Raw genomic sequence first — 17,832 nt, 5'->3', positions numbered from 1 at the left:
TCGCAAAGATAATATTTAAACACCAAATAGCTAAGGCAAATATGTTGCCCTAACTATTTGATAAAAACTAACCAATTAAATTACTAAAACCAGACACCAAACCCAAAGTTTAATTGGCCTTTGGCGTCATTACCTTCTACTGCGTTATCAAAAATTTGATAATCAGCTTTTACTACTGCTCCTGGTGCTACATGGTAACTTAATCCTGTAGTCCATTCATTTCTATTATAACTTAAATTACGTGCTATATTAGCATCTGCAATTGCAGCATGTGTATCGTATTTTTCATATCTTACAAAAGCATCTAACTTTTGCTCCTTATCAAGTGGTAATAAATTATAAGCAGCTTCAGCATACCAACCTTTTAGCTCAGATCCTAAATTTGTTGTATATAAATTGTTATATGCGTCTGCATCTTTAATTAATGCATGTATATATTGACCTCTCGCTGAAAAACGTTTATTAATATATCTCGCATCCAAACCAAACATAGACACACCAACATCAGCTCCTTCTATCTCTTGAACATCATCCGTAGCTTGTGTTCTTCCAAAGTATCCAGATAATCCTAAACGTAATCCTTGAATACCATAATAATCTACCTTAGCAGATAAATTAGGCTTGTTAATTGTAGACTCTGCTCCTTTTTGTCGACCATTTCTTAAACCATTACTTCCACCTAAAACCTTTGTTCCGTTTACAGATGCAAACCCATTAAAGATATAGGCTTGGTAACGTAAATTTGCTTCATCAAATTTACCTGTCACTCCAACACCCATTTCTCTCCAAGTGGTTGGGACAATACTTTTATCAGCACTTGGTCTTTCAACACCATTAAAAGTTGTTGGTTCATGATATTCATTAACAATTCCCATCGGAACTAACATTAACCCTCCGCGAATATTAAAATTATTGTTTATACTATAGTTTAAAAAAGCTTGTTCAACATATACTTCTTTAACGTGTTCGTACTCAATTTCTGTAACAAACTGCACTTTGTCATTAAACTTATAACCCAATAACATAACCAACCTATGCACATCCATTTTTCCATTTAGCCCTTCAGGTTGATTATAATCTACTTGAGCATAACCTCCAATTGTAATTCCTTTAGAACCATTGCCATTTAAAATATTTTGAGCGGCATTTTGTTGTTGATTATTCGTTGCGGTTGTATCCTGGCTTACAGTTTGCGCAAACCCAAAACTTGATACTAAAATTGCCATTGATAAGATAGCTTTCTTCATTTGTTTTTATTTAGACTTATTATAAATAGTTATTAAATTCGAGCACAAAAATAAGACTGAAAATTAAAAAAACAAATGTTATTTAGAATAAATTTAAATAATTTTTCTAGTGATAATACGTGAAGATTTTAGTAGCTTCATTATAAGCACTTTCGAAACTTAGTGCATTTAAATTATTATTTTTTTGAGACGTAAAATAAGATAGTAGTTTTTCTGTTGGCATATTACCAGTAAGTTCATCTTTTGCCATTGGACAACCTCCAAAACCTTGAATAGCACCATCAAAACGATTACAACCAGCTAAATAGGCAGCATTTACTTTATCAAACCAAGTAGAAGGCGTAGTATGCAAATGAGCACCAAATTCAATATCTGGATAATTAGGAATTAAATTAGAAAACAGATAAGAAATATTTTCTGGATTTGAGCTTCCAATTGTATCACTAAGGGATAAAATTTTAACTCCTATGTTACTTAATCTTTCTGTCCACTCTCCTACTATATCTACATTCCATGGATCACCATAAGGATTACCAAAACCCATAGACAAATAGGCTACTACTTCTTTATTTGATTTAATAGCTATGTTTAAAATCTCTTGTAACGTAACCACAGATTGGGCAATAGTTTTGTGAGTATTTCGCATTTGAAAATTCTCTGAAATTGAAAAAGGGTATCCTAAACAATCAATTTCTTTATGCTTACTAGCCTCAATTGCACCTCTAGTGTTTGCTACAATGGCTAATAATTTACTTTTTGTATTTGAAAGATCTAATTGTGATAAAACATCTGCAGTATCTACCATTTGAGGAATTGCCTTTGGAGACACAAAACTTCCAAAATCAATAGTATCAAATCCTACTCTTAATAATGACTGAATATATTGCACCTTTTTATGCGTAGGAATAAACGCCTTAATACCTTGCATAGCATCTCTTGGGCATTCAATAATTTTAATTTGCTTAGCCATTTACCGTTTAAATACGAGCTAAAAATACTACTATTTTTTGGAAAGTATACGAATACCTTTTAACTAGAAATAATAACTAAATACAACTAAAATCGATAAAACAGACGCTTAATCGTTATTGTACCTCATAAGATATATTAATTTCTATTTTTAATAAATAATTTAGCATCCGCAAATGAAAAGAAACACTACACAATTTCTATTAAATTCTTTCTTTCTTTTAATTACCATTAGTTTATCTGCTCAAAATGCAGTAGAAAGTGAATGCGGTACAATTTCTACTCCAGAATCTCAACAATATTGGAAAAACACTAAGCCGACAATTAAAAAATTAGAAAAAGAGTTTTTCAAAATGATTAATAGTGGTTCTAGGGTTTCTATTGTAAATTCAGTTCCAATAAAGGCTCATATTATTAGAAAAACTGATGGTACAGGCGGCTTATCAGAATCTGAACTTAATGCAGCAATGGCAAATATGAATGCTTTTTATGCCAATGCTTTCATGGAGTTTTTCTTATGTGATGGTATTAATTATATTGACGATGATAATTATTATGACTTTCAAAAATCTGAAGAAGTTGCTTTAACTTCTGCTAATAATGTCAATGGATTAATAAATATTTATTTTACTGATTATGTAGAAAGCAATACAGGAAATAGTCTTTGTGGTTATGCATATTATCCTGGAGGAGATGATGTTATACTTATGGCAAATAATTGTGCAATAAACGGTAGCACTTTACCTCATGAGGTAGGCCATTTCTTTTCATTGAGACATACTCATGGACCATCAAATACAGTACTTACCACCGAGTTAGTTAATGGTTCAAATTGTGATACAGACGGTGATGAAATATGTGATACTCCAGCAGATCCTCAATTAAGTTATAGCAATGTAGATGCTAGTTGTGTTTATATTGGAGCGATAACTGATAGCAATGGAGATACTTTTGTTCCAGACCCAAATAACATAATGTCATACTCCAGAAAAGAATGTAGAACTCTTTTTTCGTCTGAACAATATGCTCGTATTTACGCCACATATAGAAGTGTAAGGAATTATTTTTCTTGCACTACACTTAATGTAGATTTTTCTGCAGATGTAACAGAAGACTGCGACAGCAATTTAACTATTAATTTTACCGATAATAGTGTTGGAGCCACATCTTGGCAATGGGATATTGACAGTGATAATACAATAGATTATACAACACAAAACCCTTCTCACAACTTCTCTACAGGAATATATGATGTTACATTAACAGTTTCCGATGGTACTAATATCATCACAAAAACATATTTTGAATATATAAAAGTTGGAACTCAAAAAGTTACACCAATTGAGGAAGATTTTGAAGGTTTTGATTTGGCAAATAAAGATGGTTGGGTAGCTAAAGATATAAATGGTAATGGCTACAATTGGATGGTAACAAATGGAAAAACGCCTTCTAGTGGTACTGGCCCAGAAGTTGACAATACTACTGGAACTGGATCTGGGTCGTATATTTATACAGAAGCTTCTGGTTCTAACCCTGGAGATGTTGCAGAATATACTTCTCCTTGTATAAATATTAGTTCTTCAAATGCTGAGCTTGAATTTGCTTACCATATGTTTGGTGCAAATACTGGTGAATTACACATGGATATTATAACAGATTCTGGAGTTATAATGGATGTTATTCCAGCTATAGTTGGTCAACAACAAACCTCACAAGCAGATAGCTACTTAAAACAAAAAGTAGATCTTTCGACCTATGTAGGACAAACAGTAAAAATACGTTTTAGAGCCATTAGAGGTGCTAGTTGGGATGGTGATATTGCAATAGACGATATGAGAATTTATGCCAACCTTTTGAGCACAGATAAAAATGTATTAAACGCTATTGAAATTTATCCAAATCCTGTTGTTTCTAATAAGGTTTTAAATATAAAGAGTCATCCTTCCTCAAATAATATATCTTATGAAATTACAAACATCGTTGGTCAAAAAGTTTTAAAAGGTGCACTTACAGAAAAGCAAATTAATGTTAATAAGCTAACTTCTGGTGCTTACTTTTTGATTTTAAAACATGAAGGAATAAAAACAATCAAGAAATTTATTATTCAATAAAAAAAGGACTCATAAAGAGTCCTTTTTGTTTTTTAGAATCGCTTTATTAATCGATTTTATCAATCGTGGACCTTCATAAATAAACCCTGTGTAAACTTGAACCAAATTTGCTCCAGCTTCTATTTTTTCTAAAGCATCTTTTGCTGAATGAATCCCTCCAACACCTATTATTGGAAACGCCTTATTGCTGTTTTTAGATAAGTATTTAATTACTTGAGTACTTTTATCTTTTATAGGTAGTCCACTCAAGCCTCCATTACCAATCGCTTCTAAGGTGTTCTTTGAAGTTTTTAAACCTTCTCTATATACAGATGTATTTGAAGCTATCACACCATCTATTTTTGTTTCTGCGACCAAGTCTATAATTTCATCTAACTGAATATCATTTAAATCTGGAGCAATCTTTAATAAAATGGGCTTTTGTTTAGTGAAATTTTTATTTGCAGTTTGCACTTCTCCTATCAACTCCTCGAGGTAGTCTTTATCGGTTAGTTTAGCATGACTCCCAACATTAGGGCAACTTACATTAAGCACAAAATAGTCTACATAAGGATGGAGTGCATTAAAACATTCTAGGTAATCCTTAGTATAATCCTCAGGAAGTGTGTTGGTGTTTTTACCAATGTTTCCGCCTATAATAACTTTTCCTTTATTTTTCTTTAATTGAGTAATAGCAGCTTCAAGACCTTCATTATTAAATCCCATTCTATTAATAATGCCTTTATCTGCTTTTAGCCTAAACAACCTTTTTTTAGGGTTGCCTTCCTGCCCTTTAGGTGTAACAGTTCCAATTTCTATAAACCCAAAACCAAAATTAGCTAATTCATTATAGAGTATTGCATTTTTATCAAATCCCGCTGCTAAGCCTACAGGGTTTTTAAAGGTTAATCCAAATAGTTTTTGTTCAAGAGATACATCTTCAACTGTATAAAAAGCTTTGATAATTTTTGAGATAAAAGGAATTTTAGAACAGTTTTTAATGAATGAAAATGTAAAATGATGCACTTTTTCTGGATCGAAACAAAAAAGTAAAGGGCGAATCAGTAATTTATACATTATCTAGATTTTGACTGCAAAAATACATTAAATCTTAGCATAAAAAAAGAAACATTTTAAAGCTTGCCTCTTACAATATCGTTAGTTATTTTTGGATAAATCCAATACTAAATGCTAAATAAACAACACATTATAAACCGCTTTATAGGCTATGTGAAAATTGACACCGAAAGTGACCCAAAAAGTAGCACAACTCCTAGTACAAAAAAACAGTGGGATTTGGCCAATAAGTTATACGAGGAACTTATAGCAATTGGTATGACAGATGTGACCATAGATGAAAATGCATACATCATGGCTACTTTACCAAGTAATGTAAATCATGACGTACCAACTATTGGGTTTATTTCACATTTCGATACGTCACCAGATTTTACAGGAGCGAATGTAAACCCACAAATTATTGAAAACTATGATGGAGAAGACATTATTTTAAATGCAAATGAAAACATTATTTTATCTCCAGATTATTTTGAAGACTTATTACTCTACAAAGGACAAACACTTATCTCCACAGATGGAACTACCTTGCTAGGAGCCGATGATAAAGCTGGTATTTGTGAAATAGTAAGTGCTATGGAATACCTGATTCAACACCCAGAGATAAAACATGGCGACATTAAAGTTGGTTTTACACCAGATGAAGAAATTGGACGTGGTGCTCATAAATTTGATGTAAAAAAGTTTGGTGCAGATTGGGCTTATACTATGGATGGAAGTCAAGTAGGAGAACTAGAATACGAAAACTTTAATGCAGCTGAAGTAAAAGTAACTTTTAAAGGCAAAATTGTACATCCAGGATATGCTAAAGGCAAAATGATTAATTCTATACATTATGCAACGGAGTATATCAATGCCTTACCAAAGTTAGAGGTTCCTGAACATACTGAAGGTTATCAAGGTTTTTTTCATTTGCATGACATGCATGGAAACGTTGAAAAAACTGTTTTAGAATATATTATAAGAGACCACGACAAAGATAAATTTGAGGCACGTAAAGCATTAATGCAAAAAATTGCTAATGATTTTAACAACAAATACGAAAGCAAAATAGTAGTCATTGATATTAAAGATCAATACTATAATATGAAAGAAAAGGTAGAACCTGTTAAATATATTGTAGATATAGCCGAAGAAGCAATGCTACAATTAGGTATCACACCAATTATAAAAGCCATTAGAGGTGGTACAGATGGCTCACAATTAAGCTATATGGGCTTACCTTGTCCTAATATATTTGCTGGAGGACATAATTTTCATGGGCGTTATGAGTATGTTCCAGTAGAAAGTATATTAAAAGCAACTCAAGTAATTTGTAAAATTGCCGAACTTACACAAGAACGTTATAAGTAACTGCATAGCTTGACTTTCTCAAAAAAATAGTCGAAATTCGTTTAACATCTCATATAAACAATTGAAAAAGTTCATATCAAAGCATTAAACGAAATCATGAAAAAAGTACATTCCGTTGAAGAATACATTGAGACACACGAAAAATTTGGTGATGCCTTAACTTTACTTCGCAACCTAATAAATTCAACAGAGCTTAATGAAACTATAAAATGGAGCGCTCCTGTGTATGACCTAAATGGTAAAAATGTGGTTGGGTTAGGAGCTTTTAAAAACCATTTTGGTATTTGGTTTTTTAATGGTGTGTTTTTAAAAGACGAACAAAATTTATTAGTCAATGCACAAGAAAAAACCAAAGCCTTACGACAAATACGTTTTGAGTCTATAAATGGCATTAATAAAGATATTGTATTGGCTTATGTTAAAGAAGCTATAGAAAATCAAAAAGCTGGAAAACAAATAAAACCAGATAGAAGTAAAAAAGAAACAATTATTCCTCTAGAGTTACAAGCAGTGTTAGATAATAATAAGGAATTACACGTTTGTTTTAATGCATTATCGCCTTCTAAACAGCGTGAATATTGTGAACATATAGCAACTGCAAAACGAGAAGCAACAAAACTGAGTCGCATAGAAAAAATAACACCTATGATATTACAAGGTGTTGGTTTACATGATAAATATAAAAACTGCTAAATAAAAAAAGCAGCTCGTTGAGCTGCTTTTTATTTATTATTTTGCTGGTACATTGAGCTTCCTACTCATTTCCATGGAAATGGCCGAACGTTCAAATTTTATTTTCCCTGCCGAGGTTTCTATAATGCAAGAACCATCCTTATCGTTTAGTTCTATAACTTTACCGTGCATACCGCTTTTGGTAATGACTCTATCTCCTCGTTTAAGGTCTGCAGCAAACTTTTTTTTCTTGTTTAGCACGTTTCATCTGTGGTGCAATCATAAAGAAATACACAACAGCAAACATGAGTATAAAAGGTGCAAATTGCCCTAATCCATCCATTTAATATAAATTAATCGTGGTTATGTCCTTCGTGACCTGGTTGTGTACTAGATTTTACCTGAGTAGTAGCTACACTAGGTAATCCATTTGCAGCAGGTCCTCCTTTAATAAAAGCCTTAATTTTTACAGCTTCTGTACCACTTTCAGTATTAGCAGTTACAGTAACTGTTTTTGAAGTACTACTTCCTGGTGAACCTTTTCCATTAAACTGAACAGTGAACTTTGCAGAAGCCCCTGGTGCTAATGGCTCTTTACTCCAATCTTGAGGAACTGTACAACCACAAGTACTCTTAATATCAGTAATTACTAATGGTGCTTTACCTGTATTAGTATAATTAAATACCGTTTCTACTGGAGTTCCATTTTCAATTTCACCAAAATCGTGTTCTTTCTTATCGAAAGTTAATATTGGAAAATCTCCAACTACAGCATCTCTTTCAGCTGCTTGTGTTACGTTTTCTGCTTTAATTTTACTTGTTGCATCTTCCTTACAAGATGTAAATGCAACCATACACAAGGCACTTAAACTTAAAATTATTTTTTTCATAATTTTCATTTTTAATTGTCTATTCAAGATAAACATTTGGGTTATTTATTTGTTTTATAGGTTATTTCGGGCATAAATGTAATAAATTTTAATTAAATGAGTCCTCTACCTACTTTATTTAACGTTCCTTTATCACTATATTCCTTTACTAATTTATCCAAAATTCCATTTATAAACACACTACTTTTTGGTGTAGAATATTCCTTTGCAATCTCTAAATATTCATTAATTGTAACTTTAATTGGTATGGATGGAAATTTTTGAAACTCGCAAATAGCCATTTGTAGTAATACAAAATCAATATTTGCTATTCTGTCTTTATCCCAATTGGCTGTTCTCCCTTCAATCTCTTTGCTTAACGATGACAAGTTTAAAATAGTTTTATTTAATAAATCGTTTGCAAACTCTTTATCTTCATGGTCTTTAACCAGTTTTGGAAGGAAATGACTTTGAGAAATTTGCGGATTTGTCTTTCTAAGTAACTTAACTATTGTTGTATTAATTACTGGTAAATCATCTAACCAAGTAATATTTTTATCTTCCAAATAATTATATAGCTTCTCGTTTGGTGCAATAATTTCTTTAAAAACATCAATTATAAACGACTTATCTTCTTTAAAAGTTGATGTTTTTGTTGCCATATAGTCTTTATACAAATCACTTTTAGAAAGTGATTTGAAAATTACATCAACGTATTCGCTATCCAACTTCCAATTATCAACTTTTCTAGTTTCAAGCGTTTCTTTTAATAAAGTATTCTCTTTTAATAAAAGTAGTAATTCATTATTAATAAACTTTCTACTAGGGTTTTTCTCCTCTGCTGTAGCTAAATGTTTTTTTTGAGATTTAGTAAGGTGGTCTTCTGCTTTTGCTTGTATCTCAATTAATAAAGAAAGGATTAAAAGATATAAGTTGTACATATTTTCCATACTTTGGTTTAAAAACCTTTGGTTTATTTTTAAATCATCACTTTCATTACCTCGAAATGCATATATCACTTGCATTACTTTTATACGAACATGTCTTCTATTAAGCATATTAAAGAACTTTTTTAATTCTAAAGAATTATTTTGTTTTAAAATTAAGGAGGCAAAAGATAATTATCTTTTGCCTCGCAAAAATAGTATTATTTTAAAAAGAAGGTTCTATTTTGAAGTTTCTTTTTTTCTTGTAGCAATCCTTTCTCTTGCAATATCCAAAGCAGCCTGATTAGTAGTAATACTACTGTCTTTTGCTTTCTCTAATATTTGAAGTGTTGTATTATAAATATTTTCAGTTTTTCTAAGAATCTCTTTTTTGCCATAATTCTCTAATTCAGCATATACATTAATAATCCCTCCTGCATTTATTAAAAAATCTGGTGCATAAACAATACCTCTTTTCTGAAGAATAGCACCATGTTTATCCTCAACAGCTAATTGGTTATTTGCTGCTCCAGCAATTACTTGAGCTTTTAGCTTGTAAATAGTATCGTCATTTACAGTAGCTCCTAATGCGCAAGGCGCATAAATGTCCATAGCTTCACTATAAACATCATTACCAGTATAAATAGTAGCTCCATATTTTGAGCTTACTTCTTGTAAACGGTCTTCATTAATATCGGCAATAACGACTTTAGCTCCTTCATTTGTTAAATGTTCTACTAAAGATTCACCAACATGACCAATTCCTTGTACAAATACAGTTCTATCTTCTAATATGTCTGTTCCAAATTTAAATTTAGCTGCGGCTTTCATTCCCATAAAAACACCAAAAGCCGTTATAGGTGAAGGGTTTCCTGCACCACCTTTACTTTCAGATATCCCTGTTACGTAAGGTGTTACTTCTCTAACTAAATCCATATCAGAAGTTTCCATTCCAACATCTTCAGCTGTGATATATTTTCCGCTTAAAGAATGTACAAACTCTCCAAACTTTTTCATTAGTTCGGGTGTTTTTTGTGTTTTAGCATCACCAATAATAACTGCTTTTCCCCCTCCAAGATTTAACCCTGTAATTGCAGCTTTAAAGGTCATTCCCCTAGAAAGTCTTAATACATCGTTTAAGGCTTCCCACTCATTGTTGTACTGCCACATTCTTGTGCCACCGAGTGCAGGTCCTAAAACCGTATTATGTATTCCTATTATTGCTTTTAAACCTGTATCTTTGTCATTACAAAATACGACTTGTTCGTGGTTGTCAAAAGAAAGTTGTCCAAATACAGGGTCAACTTTTTTGATGTCTTTGGGGTTTATGACGTCTGAAATCATTAATATTATTTTTAAATTTTATTGTTATTATTATAAAATCAATAATAACAGCAGGCAAAAATAATCTAATATTACATTTTAAGCAAAAATACCTGTTTAAAAACAAGAAATCACTAATTATTACTTTTATAGAGAAAATTTATAAATGAAAGAATTACAACATCTTAATAAATATTTTTTAAAGTATAAATACAAACTTTTATTTGGTGTAATAATTACTATTAGCGCCATAATATTTAAGCTTTTTACACCTCGTTTAATTGGGAGTGCCATTGATGTTATATCAAATAGGTTAAATGGAGCTATTGCGGACGATGTTTTTAAAAAAGAATTAATGTTAACGATTCTTTATTTAATCGTTGCTGCATTAGTTGCTGGTGCTCTAACCTTTTTAATGAGACAAACCATAATTAATGTGTCAAGATATATTGAGTATGATTTAAAAAATGAAATCTATCAACAATATCAACGTCTATCATTAAATTTTTACAAAAGTAATCGCACTGGAGATTTAATGAATCGTATTACTGAAGATGTGAGCAGAGTACGAATGTATGCAGGACCAGCTATTATGTATTCCTTAAATATGATTACACTTTTCGTGGTTGCATTTTTTTATATGTACAATCAGTCTCCAAAGCTAACTATGTATACCATAATTCCGCTTCCAATACTATCGTTAATCATTTATTTTTTAAGTAAAGAAATACATAAGCGTAGTACAATTGTACAAGAGTACCTTTCAAAATTATCAACATTTACGCAAGAATCTTTTAGCGGAATATCTGTTATTAAAGCTTATGGAATCGAGCCAATTACCAATGACAATTTTGAAGTTTTATCTACAGAAAATAGGCAGAAACAAATTGATCTTACCAAAGTTCAGGCTTTGTTTTTCCCTCTAATGATTTTACTTATTGGTGTAAGCAATATTTTAGTTATTTATATTGGAGGCCTTCAATACATTAATGGAGAAATTGAAAGTATAGGAGTTATTGCAGAATTTATTATTTACGTAAATATGCTTACATGGCCAGTAGCTACTTTAGGTTGGGTAACCTCAATTGTTCAACAAGCCGAAGCGTCTCAAAAACGAATAAATGAGTTTTTAAATGAAAAACCTGAAATTAAAAATACCGTAAGCACACTAACCAATATATATGGCACAATAGAATTTAAAGATGTGCATTTTACATATACCGACACGAACATTGAAGCATTAAAAGGACTCAGTTTTAAGATAAATAGCGGTGAAACACTTGCAGTAATTGGCAAAACAGGGTCAGGAAAATCAACCATTCTAGATTTAATTGGTAGACTTTATGATGTAAACAGTGGCATTATAGAAATTGATGGAACACCAATTGAAAATGTTAACTTAACCAGTTTAAGAAACAGTATAGGATTTGTACCTCAAGATGCATTTCTTTTTTCCGATTCAATAAAAAATAATATAAAATTTGGTTCAGTAGACGCAACAGATGAAGATGTTATAAAAGCAGCAAGAAATGCTGTTGTACATAAAAACATTAAGGCTTTTAATAAAGGGTATGAAACCGTTTTAGGTGAACGAGGCATTACGCTTTCTGGAGGTCAAAAGCAACGTGTTTCTATTGCTAGAGCAATTATAAAAAATCCAAAAATATTATTACTTGACGACTGTCTTTCTGCTGTAGATACTGAGACAGAAGAACAAATCTTAAACAATTTAAATAGCATTTCTAAAGGAAAAACAACCATTATTGTTAGTCATAGAATTTCTTCTGCCAAAAACGCAAATCAGATTATAGTTCTTGATGAAGGTAAAATAATCCAACAAGGCTCTCACGATGATCTGATTAACATTGATGGTTATTACAAAGAGCTTTATTTAAAACAATTATCGGAAACTATCGAAGACAATAATTAACTTCTTTCTTTTTAGCAGCTTTTATTCATAAAATGAAATAAGCAAAAAGAAATGTGTTAATTAGTTGGTTGCTATATATTTTTTTTAGATTTTTGAGTCACTAATTAAAATAACAACGCTACCATGAGTAATAATGATATGATGGAGAAAGAGGAAATATTTTCAAAAGTTTTAAGAGCAGGACGTCGTACTTACTTTTTTGATGTAAGAGCTACAAAAGCTGGTGATTATTATCTTACAATTACGGAGAGTAAAAAATTCACTAATGATGATGGCTCTTTTCATTACAAAAAGCATAAAATTTATTTGTACAAGGAGGATTTTGCTGAGTTTAATGATATTTTAAGAGAAATGACTGATTATGTTATCGATGAAAAAGGTGAAGAAGTAATTAGCGAGCGTCATCAAAAAGATTATAAAAAAGAAGAGTATAACAACAGTGATGATGAAATACCAACCTCTCCTGAGAGCTTCACTGATGTTAACTTTGAAGATATTTAATTATATATAAACATTAAAATATTTTAAACCGTTACTTAAGTAACGGTTTTTTTTATATTTATAGCCTAACAAACATTTCAAATGAAAAAACTACTATTATTATGCGCTATTCTTAGCACATTTGCACAAGCACAAACACAAAGCACGGTTGACTTGTCTTACTATCTTCCTCAAAATGTAACTTATAATCAAAACATTCCGACACCAGAAAGCATTGTTGGTCATCAAGTTGGAGAATGGCATATTACGCACGATAAGTTAGCACAATACATGTATGCTTTAGCAAATGCTTCTGATAGAATTACCATTGAAAGCAGAGGAAGCACTTTTGAAGATAGACCAGTTTTACTTCTTACTATAACGTCTCCTAAAAACCATCAAAATATAGATAACATTCAAAAAACTCATATGAATGCGACAGAAAATGATGATGTTAACACCAACAGACCTATCGTTGTCTACCAAGGGTTTTCAATTCATGGAAATGAACCGAGTGGTGCAAATGCTGGACTTTTGGTTGCTTATTATTTAGCCGCAGCAGAAGGTAATGAAATTAATGATTTATTAGAAAACACAGTAATTCTTTTTGATCCTTCGTTTAATCCAGATGGATTACAACGTTTTGCTTATTGGACAAACACTAATAAAAGTATCAACTTAAATCCAGATCCAAATGATAGAGAGTATAGCGAAGTTTGGCCTGGGGGCAGAACCAATCATTATTGGTTTGATATGAATCGTGATTGGCTACCAGTACAGCTACCAGAATCTCGTGCTAGAATTGAAAGTTTTCATAAATGGTATCCTAATATTTTAACCGATCATCATGAAATGGGCACAAACTCAACTTTCTTTTTTCAACCTGGAATTCCGTCACGAACCCATCCACTCATACCAAAAATAAACCAAGAGCTAACAGCAAAAATAGGTAATTACCATGCCAAAGCATTAGATAAAATAGGCTCTTTTTATTACACTGAAGAGAGTTTTGATGATTTCTATTATGGAAAAGGATCAACTTTCCCTGACATTAATGGAGGAATTGGAATTTTATTTGAGCAAGCAAGTTCTCGTGGACATATTCAAGAAAGTGATAATGGTATCTTGACATTTCCATTCACCATCCGTAACCAGTTTACTTCTGCCTTATCAACTTTAGCTGCAGCAAAAAGTATGCGTGAAGAAATATTAACATATCAACATAATTTCTTTAAAAATGCTCGCAAAGAGGCATCTAAAGAAGGAAATAAAGCTATTGTATTTGGAGATGAAAAAGATGCTGCAAAAACATATCATCTAGCAGAAATACTTAAGCGACATAAAATTAAATTCCACGAAATAAAACAAGATTTTTCTGCTAATGGAAAACATTTTAAAAAAGGGTATAGTTTTATAGTTCCCAAAAATCAAAAAAATACTCGCTTAATAAATGCAATGTTTGAAAAGCGAACAACATTTCAAGATAGTCTATTTTATGACATTTCGGCTTGGACCTTTCCTCTTGCATTTAATGTAGACTATGCAGAAGGTGTTTCAACTAATAATGCAGGAAACGAGGTCAAAGATTTACAATTTAAAGCAGGTAACGTTTCTGGTATGAGCAATTATGCTTATCTAATGGAATGGCATGAATATTATACACCAAAATTATTAAACAAAGTGCTTAACGACGGATTGCGAGCCAAAGTTGGAATGCAACCATTTAGTTTGAGTGGTGTAAATTATGATTATGGGACGATTATGATTCCAGTTCAAAATCAAAAATTAAGTGCTACAGATTTGCATGTTTACTTAACAAAACTTGCTAAAGAAAGTCATGTATCTATAAATGCTGTTGGAACTGGTTTAACGCAAGGAATTGATTTAGGAAGTAATCAATTTAGAGCCTTAACAGCACCAAAAATAGCGATACTAGTTGGAGATGGAATCTCGTCGTACGATGCTGGGGAAATCTGGCATTTATTTGATACACGTTATGACATTACAGTTACAAAATTAGATACCAAAAGCATAGGTCGTGCTAATTTAAGTAGGTATAATACGATAATTGTACCAAGCGGAAGACTTGATGATAATGATTCTAAAAAAATAAAAGAATGGGTGCAAAATGGAGGGACATTAATTGCCTATAAAAGTGCATTAAATTGGTTAAAATCAAAAGAATTAGCTAAACTAGATTTTAAGAAAATGGAGTTAGTTGGTAAGAATATTTCTTTTGAACAGCGTGGAGATTTTAGAGGTGCTCAAGTAATTGGAGGTGCAATTTTTGAGGCAACTACTGATCGTTCACACCCAATAAACTTTGGTTATAAAAATGATAGAATTTCATTATTCAGAAACACAACTATTTTCATGAAACCTGATAAGAATAGTTATAATAATCCAATTCAATATACAGAACGTCCTATTGTGAGTGGTTATATTTCTAAGCAAAATTTAGACAGCATTGGCAGTACAGTACCATTGCAAATTAAAGGTTTAGGACGAGGTAAGATAGTTGCTTTTACAGACAACACAAACTTTAGAGCTTTCTGGTATGGTACAAATAAATTACTAATGAATGCTATTTTCTTTAGAGAAGAATTATAATTTAACTGTTATTAGTGAAATAATTAACACTATAAACAAATAACTTAAACCAATTGATAGAGAAATAGTTATTGATAATGTAACTGCTATTATTAATAGATATAATGGAACCAGAGTTAAAGCAATTGCAAATCTAAATGTAGATTTAAACTCTGGTTCTTTTATTCTAGGTTTAAATACATAACTCCACAAAAAATACGGGATTAGAATATTTAAGATTAATAAATATTTAAAAATTCTTTTCAACAAATTATTTGATGGTTTTAGTTTCTCATCGTATTTTTCAAAATCAGATTGAATACAAGTGTTGACTTTATCTGGTTTCAAATAATTCACTTGTAACCCATCCAATTTGTTTAAAATGTAATCATAATTTTTTTCAGGAATATTGGTAGTCAACTTAGAAAGTTCTTCTTTAATTTTTGACTTTAGCTTTACAATATCTTGATTTCTATTTTCTGTAATAAACGAGGAGCCAGAAATAGGAGAGCCAAAATATATTGCTGCACTATCAGGAAAGCTTGTAGCTTTTACAAAATTTAAACCTACAGGAACAAGTTGCAAATCCAAATCTGGATATTTATCTAAAGTATCGAATACTATTCTAGTGAAACCTTTACTTAATGGCCTAACACGACGCGCTAAATTGTGACTCCCTTCAGGAAATATAACAATAGCTTCATTATTGTTTAAAATCTCAGAACAACTCTCAAAAATGGCAATATTATTTGAAATGTTACTCCAACCATCTCTTACTCTATATACTGGAAGCATTTGCAAACTCTTCAATAGCTTGCTAACTAATGCTTTTTTAAAGACCGCTGCCCTTGTTAAAAAAAAAGAAAATCTACCACACTTTGTTGCTATTAACAAAGCATCTAAGAGTGCATTTTGATGGTTTGCTAATAATAAAACAGGCTTATCTTTTGGAACATTTTCAAGACCATGTACATATATTCTTTTAAAATAAAAGAACATCCCCAATCTTAAATAACTTCTTACACTATGCAGCCAAAGCTTTTTCAATACTATTACTTTTTTTAGACCAGTATGTTGCTAATATCAATCCAGATATAATATGCCATATTCCCCAAAATGCAGCTAAAAGAGCCATCCCTCCTAGTCCATTAAAAAATGTAAAGATGAGTAACAACCCTAATCCAGAGTTTTGGATTCCAGTTTCGATAGCTAGTGTTTTTGTATCTCTAAACGATAATTTAAATAACCTTGCCACTCCAAAACCTAAGAGTATAGCTAATAAGTTATGTCCAATACCTATAGCAAAAACATGATGCGCATAATCATAAAAAATGTCTAAATTATTTGAAAATGCTATAACAACAATAGCAACAAAAACAATTATGGACAACGGTTTTAAAAGCTTAGATAATTTAATAGCTAGCTTCTCATTTCTATACCTCAAACTCATACCTAAAACCAAAGGTATTCCAAGAATTAAAACAACTAGTTTTACCAATTCAAAAGGCTCTAAAGAAACCGTTTTTAATATGTCCGCAGTTGGCTTATAAAGATTGCCATACAACTGAAAATTTAAAGGAGTCATAAAGATTGCTAAAAAAGTAGCAAATGCAGTTAAACTTACTGATAATGCTGTGTTTCCTTTAGCCAAATGTGTCATGAAATTTGAAATATTACCTCCTGGACAAGCAGCAACCATCATCATTCCTAAAGCGATACTTGGTTGTGGTTTTAACAATAAAATAACTAAGAATGTTAAAAAAGGCAGTAATATAAACTGAGATATAATACCTAAAACAACAAGTTTTGGATGCTTAAATAGGTTTTTAAAATCAGCAAAAGTAATGCCTAAAGCCACACCAAACATAACGACAGCTAGAGCAATATTTAAAACCCAAAGTCCGCCGCTATCAAAATTAATTTTTACTGCATCTAATTCTTGCATACACTAAGAAACTGTTGAGCCATTTTTTACCTTATGCTCAGGATGTAATAGTATTACATCACTGCCATTTACTGCTCCCATCACCAAACATTCACTCATAAAATTAACAATTTGTTTTTTCGGAAAGTTAACGGTTGCTACTATTTGCTTATGCAATAACTCCTCTTTAGAATAGATCGCTGTAATTTGTGCTGAAGATTTTTTAACTCCTAAATCTCCAAAATCAATAGTAAGTTGGTATGCTGGATTTTTAGCTTTTGGAAAGTCATTTACTTCAATAATCGTTCCTACTCGCAAATCAACTTTTGTAAAGTCTTCAAAAGAAATAGTCTCCTTCATAAGTCATTAGTTAGTTAGGAGCT

The 17,832-nt window shown here is 31.4% G+C and carries 15 protein-coding genes and 1 pseudogene; 6 read left to right on the top strand and 10 right to left on the bottom strand.

Annotated features, from left to right (window positions below; genetic code table 11):
- Positions 1-83: 83 nt before the first annotated feature.
- Together ABGB03_RS03975 and ABGB03_RS03970 are read right to left on the bottom strand one after the other, a co-directional pair.
- Positions 84-1,247 (bottom strand): hypothetical protein, encoded by a 1,164-nt coding sequence (locus ABGB03_RS03975; RefSeq protein WP_347925027.1) that lies wholly within the window; start codon positions 1,245-1,247, stop codon positions 84-86.
- Between the two features lie 106 nt (positions 1,248-1,353).
- On the bottom strand, positions 1,354-2,217 hold the full coding sequence (locus tag ABGB03_RS03970; protein WP_347925025.1) for a hydroxymethylglutaryl-CoA lyase: 864 nt from the start codon (positions 2,215-2,217) through the stop codon (positions 1,354-1,356).
- Positions 2,218-2,392: 175 nt separating this feature from the next.
- Between ABGB03_RS03970 and ABGB03_RS03965 the strand changes: the two genes are divergently transcribed.
- Positions 2,393-4,327, top strand: a complete 1,935-nt coding sequence (locus ABGB03_RS03965) for a T9SS type A sorting domain-containing protein (RefSeq protein ID WP_347925023.1) — start codon at positions 2,393-2,395, stop codon at positions 4,325-4,327.
- Between the two features lie 9 nt (positions 4,328-4,336).
- On the opposite strand, the gene ABGB03_RS03960 is transcribed toward ABGB03_RS03965, so the two are convergent.
- Positions 4,337-5,383, bottom strand: a complete 1,047-nt coding sequence (locus ABGB03_RS03960) for a quinone-dependent dihydroorotate dehydrogenase (RefSeq protein WP_347925021.1) — start codon at positions 5,381-5,383, stop codon at positions 4,337-4,339.
- A 111-nt stretch (positions 5,384-5,494) separates the two neighbouring features.
- On the opposite strand from ABGB03_RS03960, the gene pepT reads away from it, so the two are divergent.
- Together pepT and ABGB03_RS03950 are read left to right on the top strand one after the other, a co-directional pair.
- Entirely contained in the window at positions 5,495-6,736 is a 1,242-nt protein-coding gene (gene pepT, locus ABGB03_RS03955) for a peptidase T (protein ID WP_347925020.1), read from the top strand.
- 96 nt (positions 6,737-6,832) lie between these two features.
- On the top strand, positions 6,833-7,429 hold the full coding sequence (locus ABGB03_RS03950; protein ID WP_347925018.1) for a YdeI/OmpD-associated family protein: 597 nt from the start codon (positions 6,833-6,835) through the stop codon (positions 7,427-7,429).
- Positions 7,430-7,465: 36 nt separating this feature from the next.
- On the opposite strand, the pseudogene yajC reads toward ABGB03_RS03950, so the two are convergent.
- The 4 genes and pseudogenes from yajC to ABGB03_RS03930 all read right to left on the bottom strand — a co-directional run bounded on the left by yajC (position 7,466) and on the right by ABGB03_RS03930 (position 10,547).
- Positions 7,466-7,751 (bottom strand): annotated as a pseudogene (yajC, locus tag ABGB03_RS03945) (preprotein translocase subunit YajC).
- Positions 7,752-7,761: 10 nt separating this feature from the next.
- On the bottom strand, positions 7,762-8,298 hold the full coding sequence (locus ABGB03_RS03940) for a DUF1573 domain-containing protein (protein ID WP_347925016.1): 537 nt from the start codon (positions 8,296-8,298) through the stop codon (positions 7,762-7,764).
- 92 nt (positions 8,299-8,390) lie between these two features.
- Positions 8,391-9,335, bottom strand: a complete 945-nt coding sequence (nusB, locus tag ABGB03_RS03935; protein ID WP_347925015.1) for a transcription antitermination factor NusB — start codon at positions 9,333-9,335, stop codon at positions 8,391-8,393.
- A gap of 108 nt (positions 9,336-9,443) precedes the next feature.
- Positions 9,444-10,547 (bottom strand): Glu/Leu/Phe/Val dehydrogenase, encoded by a 1,104-nt coding sequence (locus ABGB03_RS03930; RefSeq protein ID WP_347925013.1) that lies wholly within the window; start codon positions 10,545-10,547, stop codon positions 9,444-9,446.
- 145 nt (positions 10,548-10,692) lie between these two features.
- On the opposite strand from ABGB03_RS03930, the gene ABGB03_RS03925 reads away from it, so the two are divergent.
- The 3 genes from ABGB03_RS03925 to ABGB03_RS03915 all read left to right on the top strand — a co-directional run bounded on the left by ABGB03_RS03925 (position 10,693) and on the right by ABGB03_RS03915 (position 15,546).
- Positions 10,693-12,456 carry an ABC transporter ATP-binding protein gene (locus ABGB03_RS03925; RefSeq protein ID WP_347925011.1) on the top strand — a complete coding sequence of 588 codons (1,764 nt, stop codon included), beginning with the start codon at positions 10,693-10,695 and terminating at the stop codon, positions 12,454-12,456.
- 123 nt (positions 12,457-12,579) lie between these two features.
- On the top strand, positions 12,580-12,957 hold the full coding sequence (locus ABGB03_RS03920) for a PUR family DNA/RNA-binding protein (protein WP_347925009.1): 378 nt from the start codon (positions 12,580-12,582) through the stop codon (positions 12,955-12,957).
- Between the two features lie 81 nt (positions 12,958-13,038).
- Positions 13,039-15,546, top strand: a complete 2,508-nt coding sequence (locus tag ABGB03_RS03915) for a M14 family metallopeptidase (RefSeq protein WP_347925007.1) — start codon at positions 13,039-13,041, stop codon at positions 15,544-15,546.
- Here ABGB03_RS03915 and ABGB03_RS03910 read toward each other — a convergent pair.
- The 3 genes from ABGB03_RS03910 to ABGB03_RS03900 are packed head-to-tail and all read right to left on the bottom strand — an operon-like array spanning position 15,541 to position 17,809.
- Positions 15,541-16,572: a 1-acyl-sn-glycerol-3-phosphate acyltransferase gene (locus ABGB03_RS03910; RefSeq protein WP_347925006.1), complete on the bottom strand. Its 1,032-nt coding sequence runs from the start codon at positions 16,570-16,572 to the stop codon at positions 15,541-15,543. The genes ABGB03_RS03915 and ABGB03_RS03910 overlap by 6 nt on opposite strands.
- Positions 16,550-17,470, bottom strand: coding sequence for a bile acid:sodium symporter family protein (locus ABGB03_RS03905; protein WP_347925005.1), 921 nt, complete (start codon positions 17,468-17,470; stop codon positions 16,550-16,552). Before ABGB03_RS03905 ends, ABGB03_RS03910 begins: the two co-directional genes overlap by 23 nt.
- Before the next feature lie 3 nt (positions 17,471-17,473).
- Positions 17,474-17,809 carry a tRNA-binding protein gene (locus ABGB03_RS03900; protein ID WP_347925003.1) on the bottom strand — a complete coding sequence of 112 codons (336 nt, stop codon included), beginning with the start codon at positions 17,807-17,809 and terminating at the stop codon, positions 17,474-17,476.
- Positions 17,810-17,832: the final 23 nt, after the last annotated feature.

Origin of the sequence: Pontimicrobium sp. SW4, assembly GCF_039954625.1 — a bacterium.
Classification (GTDB): domain Bacteria; phylum Bacteroidota; class Bacteroidia; order Flavobacteriales; family Flavobacteriaceae; genus Pontimicrobium.
Note: the sequence above shows the minus strand (reverse complement) of the source record. Positions and strands in the feature narration are given on the sequence as shown.

Excerpts from the sequence above, each read along its gene's own strand:
- ABGB03_RS03975 (WP_347925027.1), bottom strand. The coding sequence starts at position 1,247 with ATGAAGAAAGCTATCTTATCAATGGCAATTTTAGTATCAAGTTTTGGG.
- ABGB03_RS03970 (WP_347925025.1), bottom strand. The coding sequence starts at position 2,217 with ATGGCTAAGCAAATTAAAATTATTGAATGCCCAAGAGATGCTATGCAA.
- ABGB03_RS03965 (WP_347925023.1), top strand. The coding sequence starts at position 2,393 with ATGAAAAGAAACACTACACAATTTCTATTAAATTCTTTCTTTCTTTTA.
- ABGB03_RS03960 (WP_347925021.1), bottom strand. The coding sequence starts at position 5,383 with ATGTATAAATTACTGATTCGCCCTTTACTTTTTTGTTTCGATCCAGAA.
- pepT (WP_347925020.1), top strand. The coding sequence starts at position 5,495 with ATGCTAAATAAACAACACATTATAAACCGCTTTATAGGCTATGTGAAA.
- ABGB03_RS03950 (WP_347925018.1), top strand. The coding sequence starts at position 6,833 with ATGAAAAAAGTACATTCCGTTGAAGAATACATTGAGACACACGAAAAA.
- ABGB03_RS03940 (WP_347925016.1), bottom strand. The coding sequence starts at position 8,298 with ATGAAAAAAATAATTTTAAGTTTAAGTGCCTTGTGTATGGTTGCATTT.
- nusB (WP_347925015.1), bottom strand. The coding sequence starts at position 9,335 with ATGCTTAATAGAAGACATGTTCGTATAAAAGTAATGCAAGTGATATAT.
- ABGB03_RS03930 (WP_347925013.1), bottom strand. The coding sequence starts at position 10,547 with ATGATTTCAGACGTCATAAACCCCAAAGACATCAAAAAAGTTGACCCT.
- ABGB03_RS03925 (WP_347925011.1), top strand. The coding sequence starts at position 10,693 with ATGAAAGAATTACAACATCTTAATAAATATTTTTTAAAGTATAAATAC.
- ABGB03_RS03920 (WP_347925009.1), top strand. The coding sequence starts at position 12,580 with ATGAGTAATAATGATATGATGGAGAAAGAGGAAATATTTTCAAAAGTT.
- ABGB03_RS03915 (WP_347925007.1), top strand. The coding sequence starts at position 13,039 with ATGAAAAAACTACTATTATTATGCGCTATTCTTAGCACATTTGCACAA.
- ABGB03_RS03905 (WP_347925005.1), bottom strand. The coding sequence starts at position 17,470 with ATGCAAGAATTAGATGCAGTAAAAATTAATTTTGATAGCGGCGGACTT.
- ABGB03_RS03900 (WP_347925003.1), bottom strand. The coding sequence starts at position 17,809 with ATGAAGGAGACTATTTCTTTTGAAGACTTTACAAAAGTTGATTTGCGA.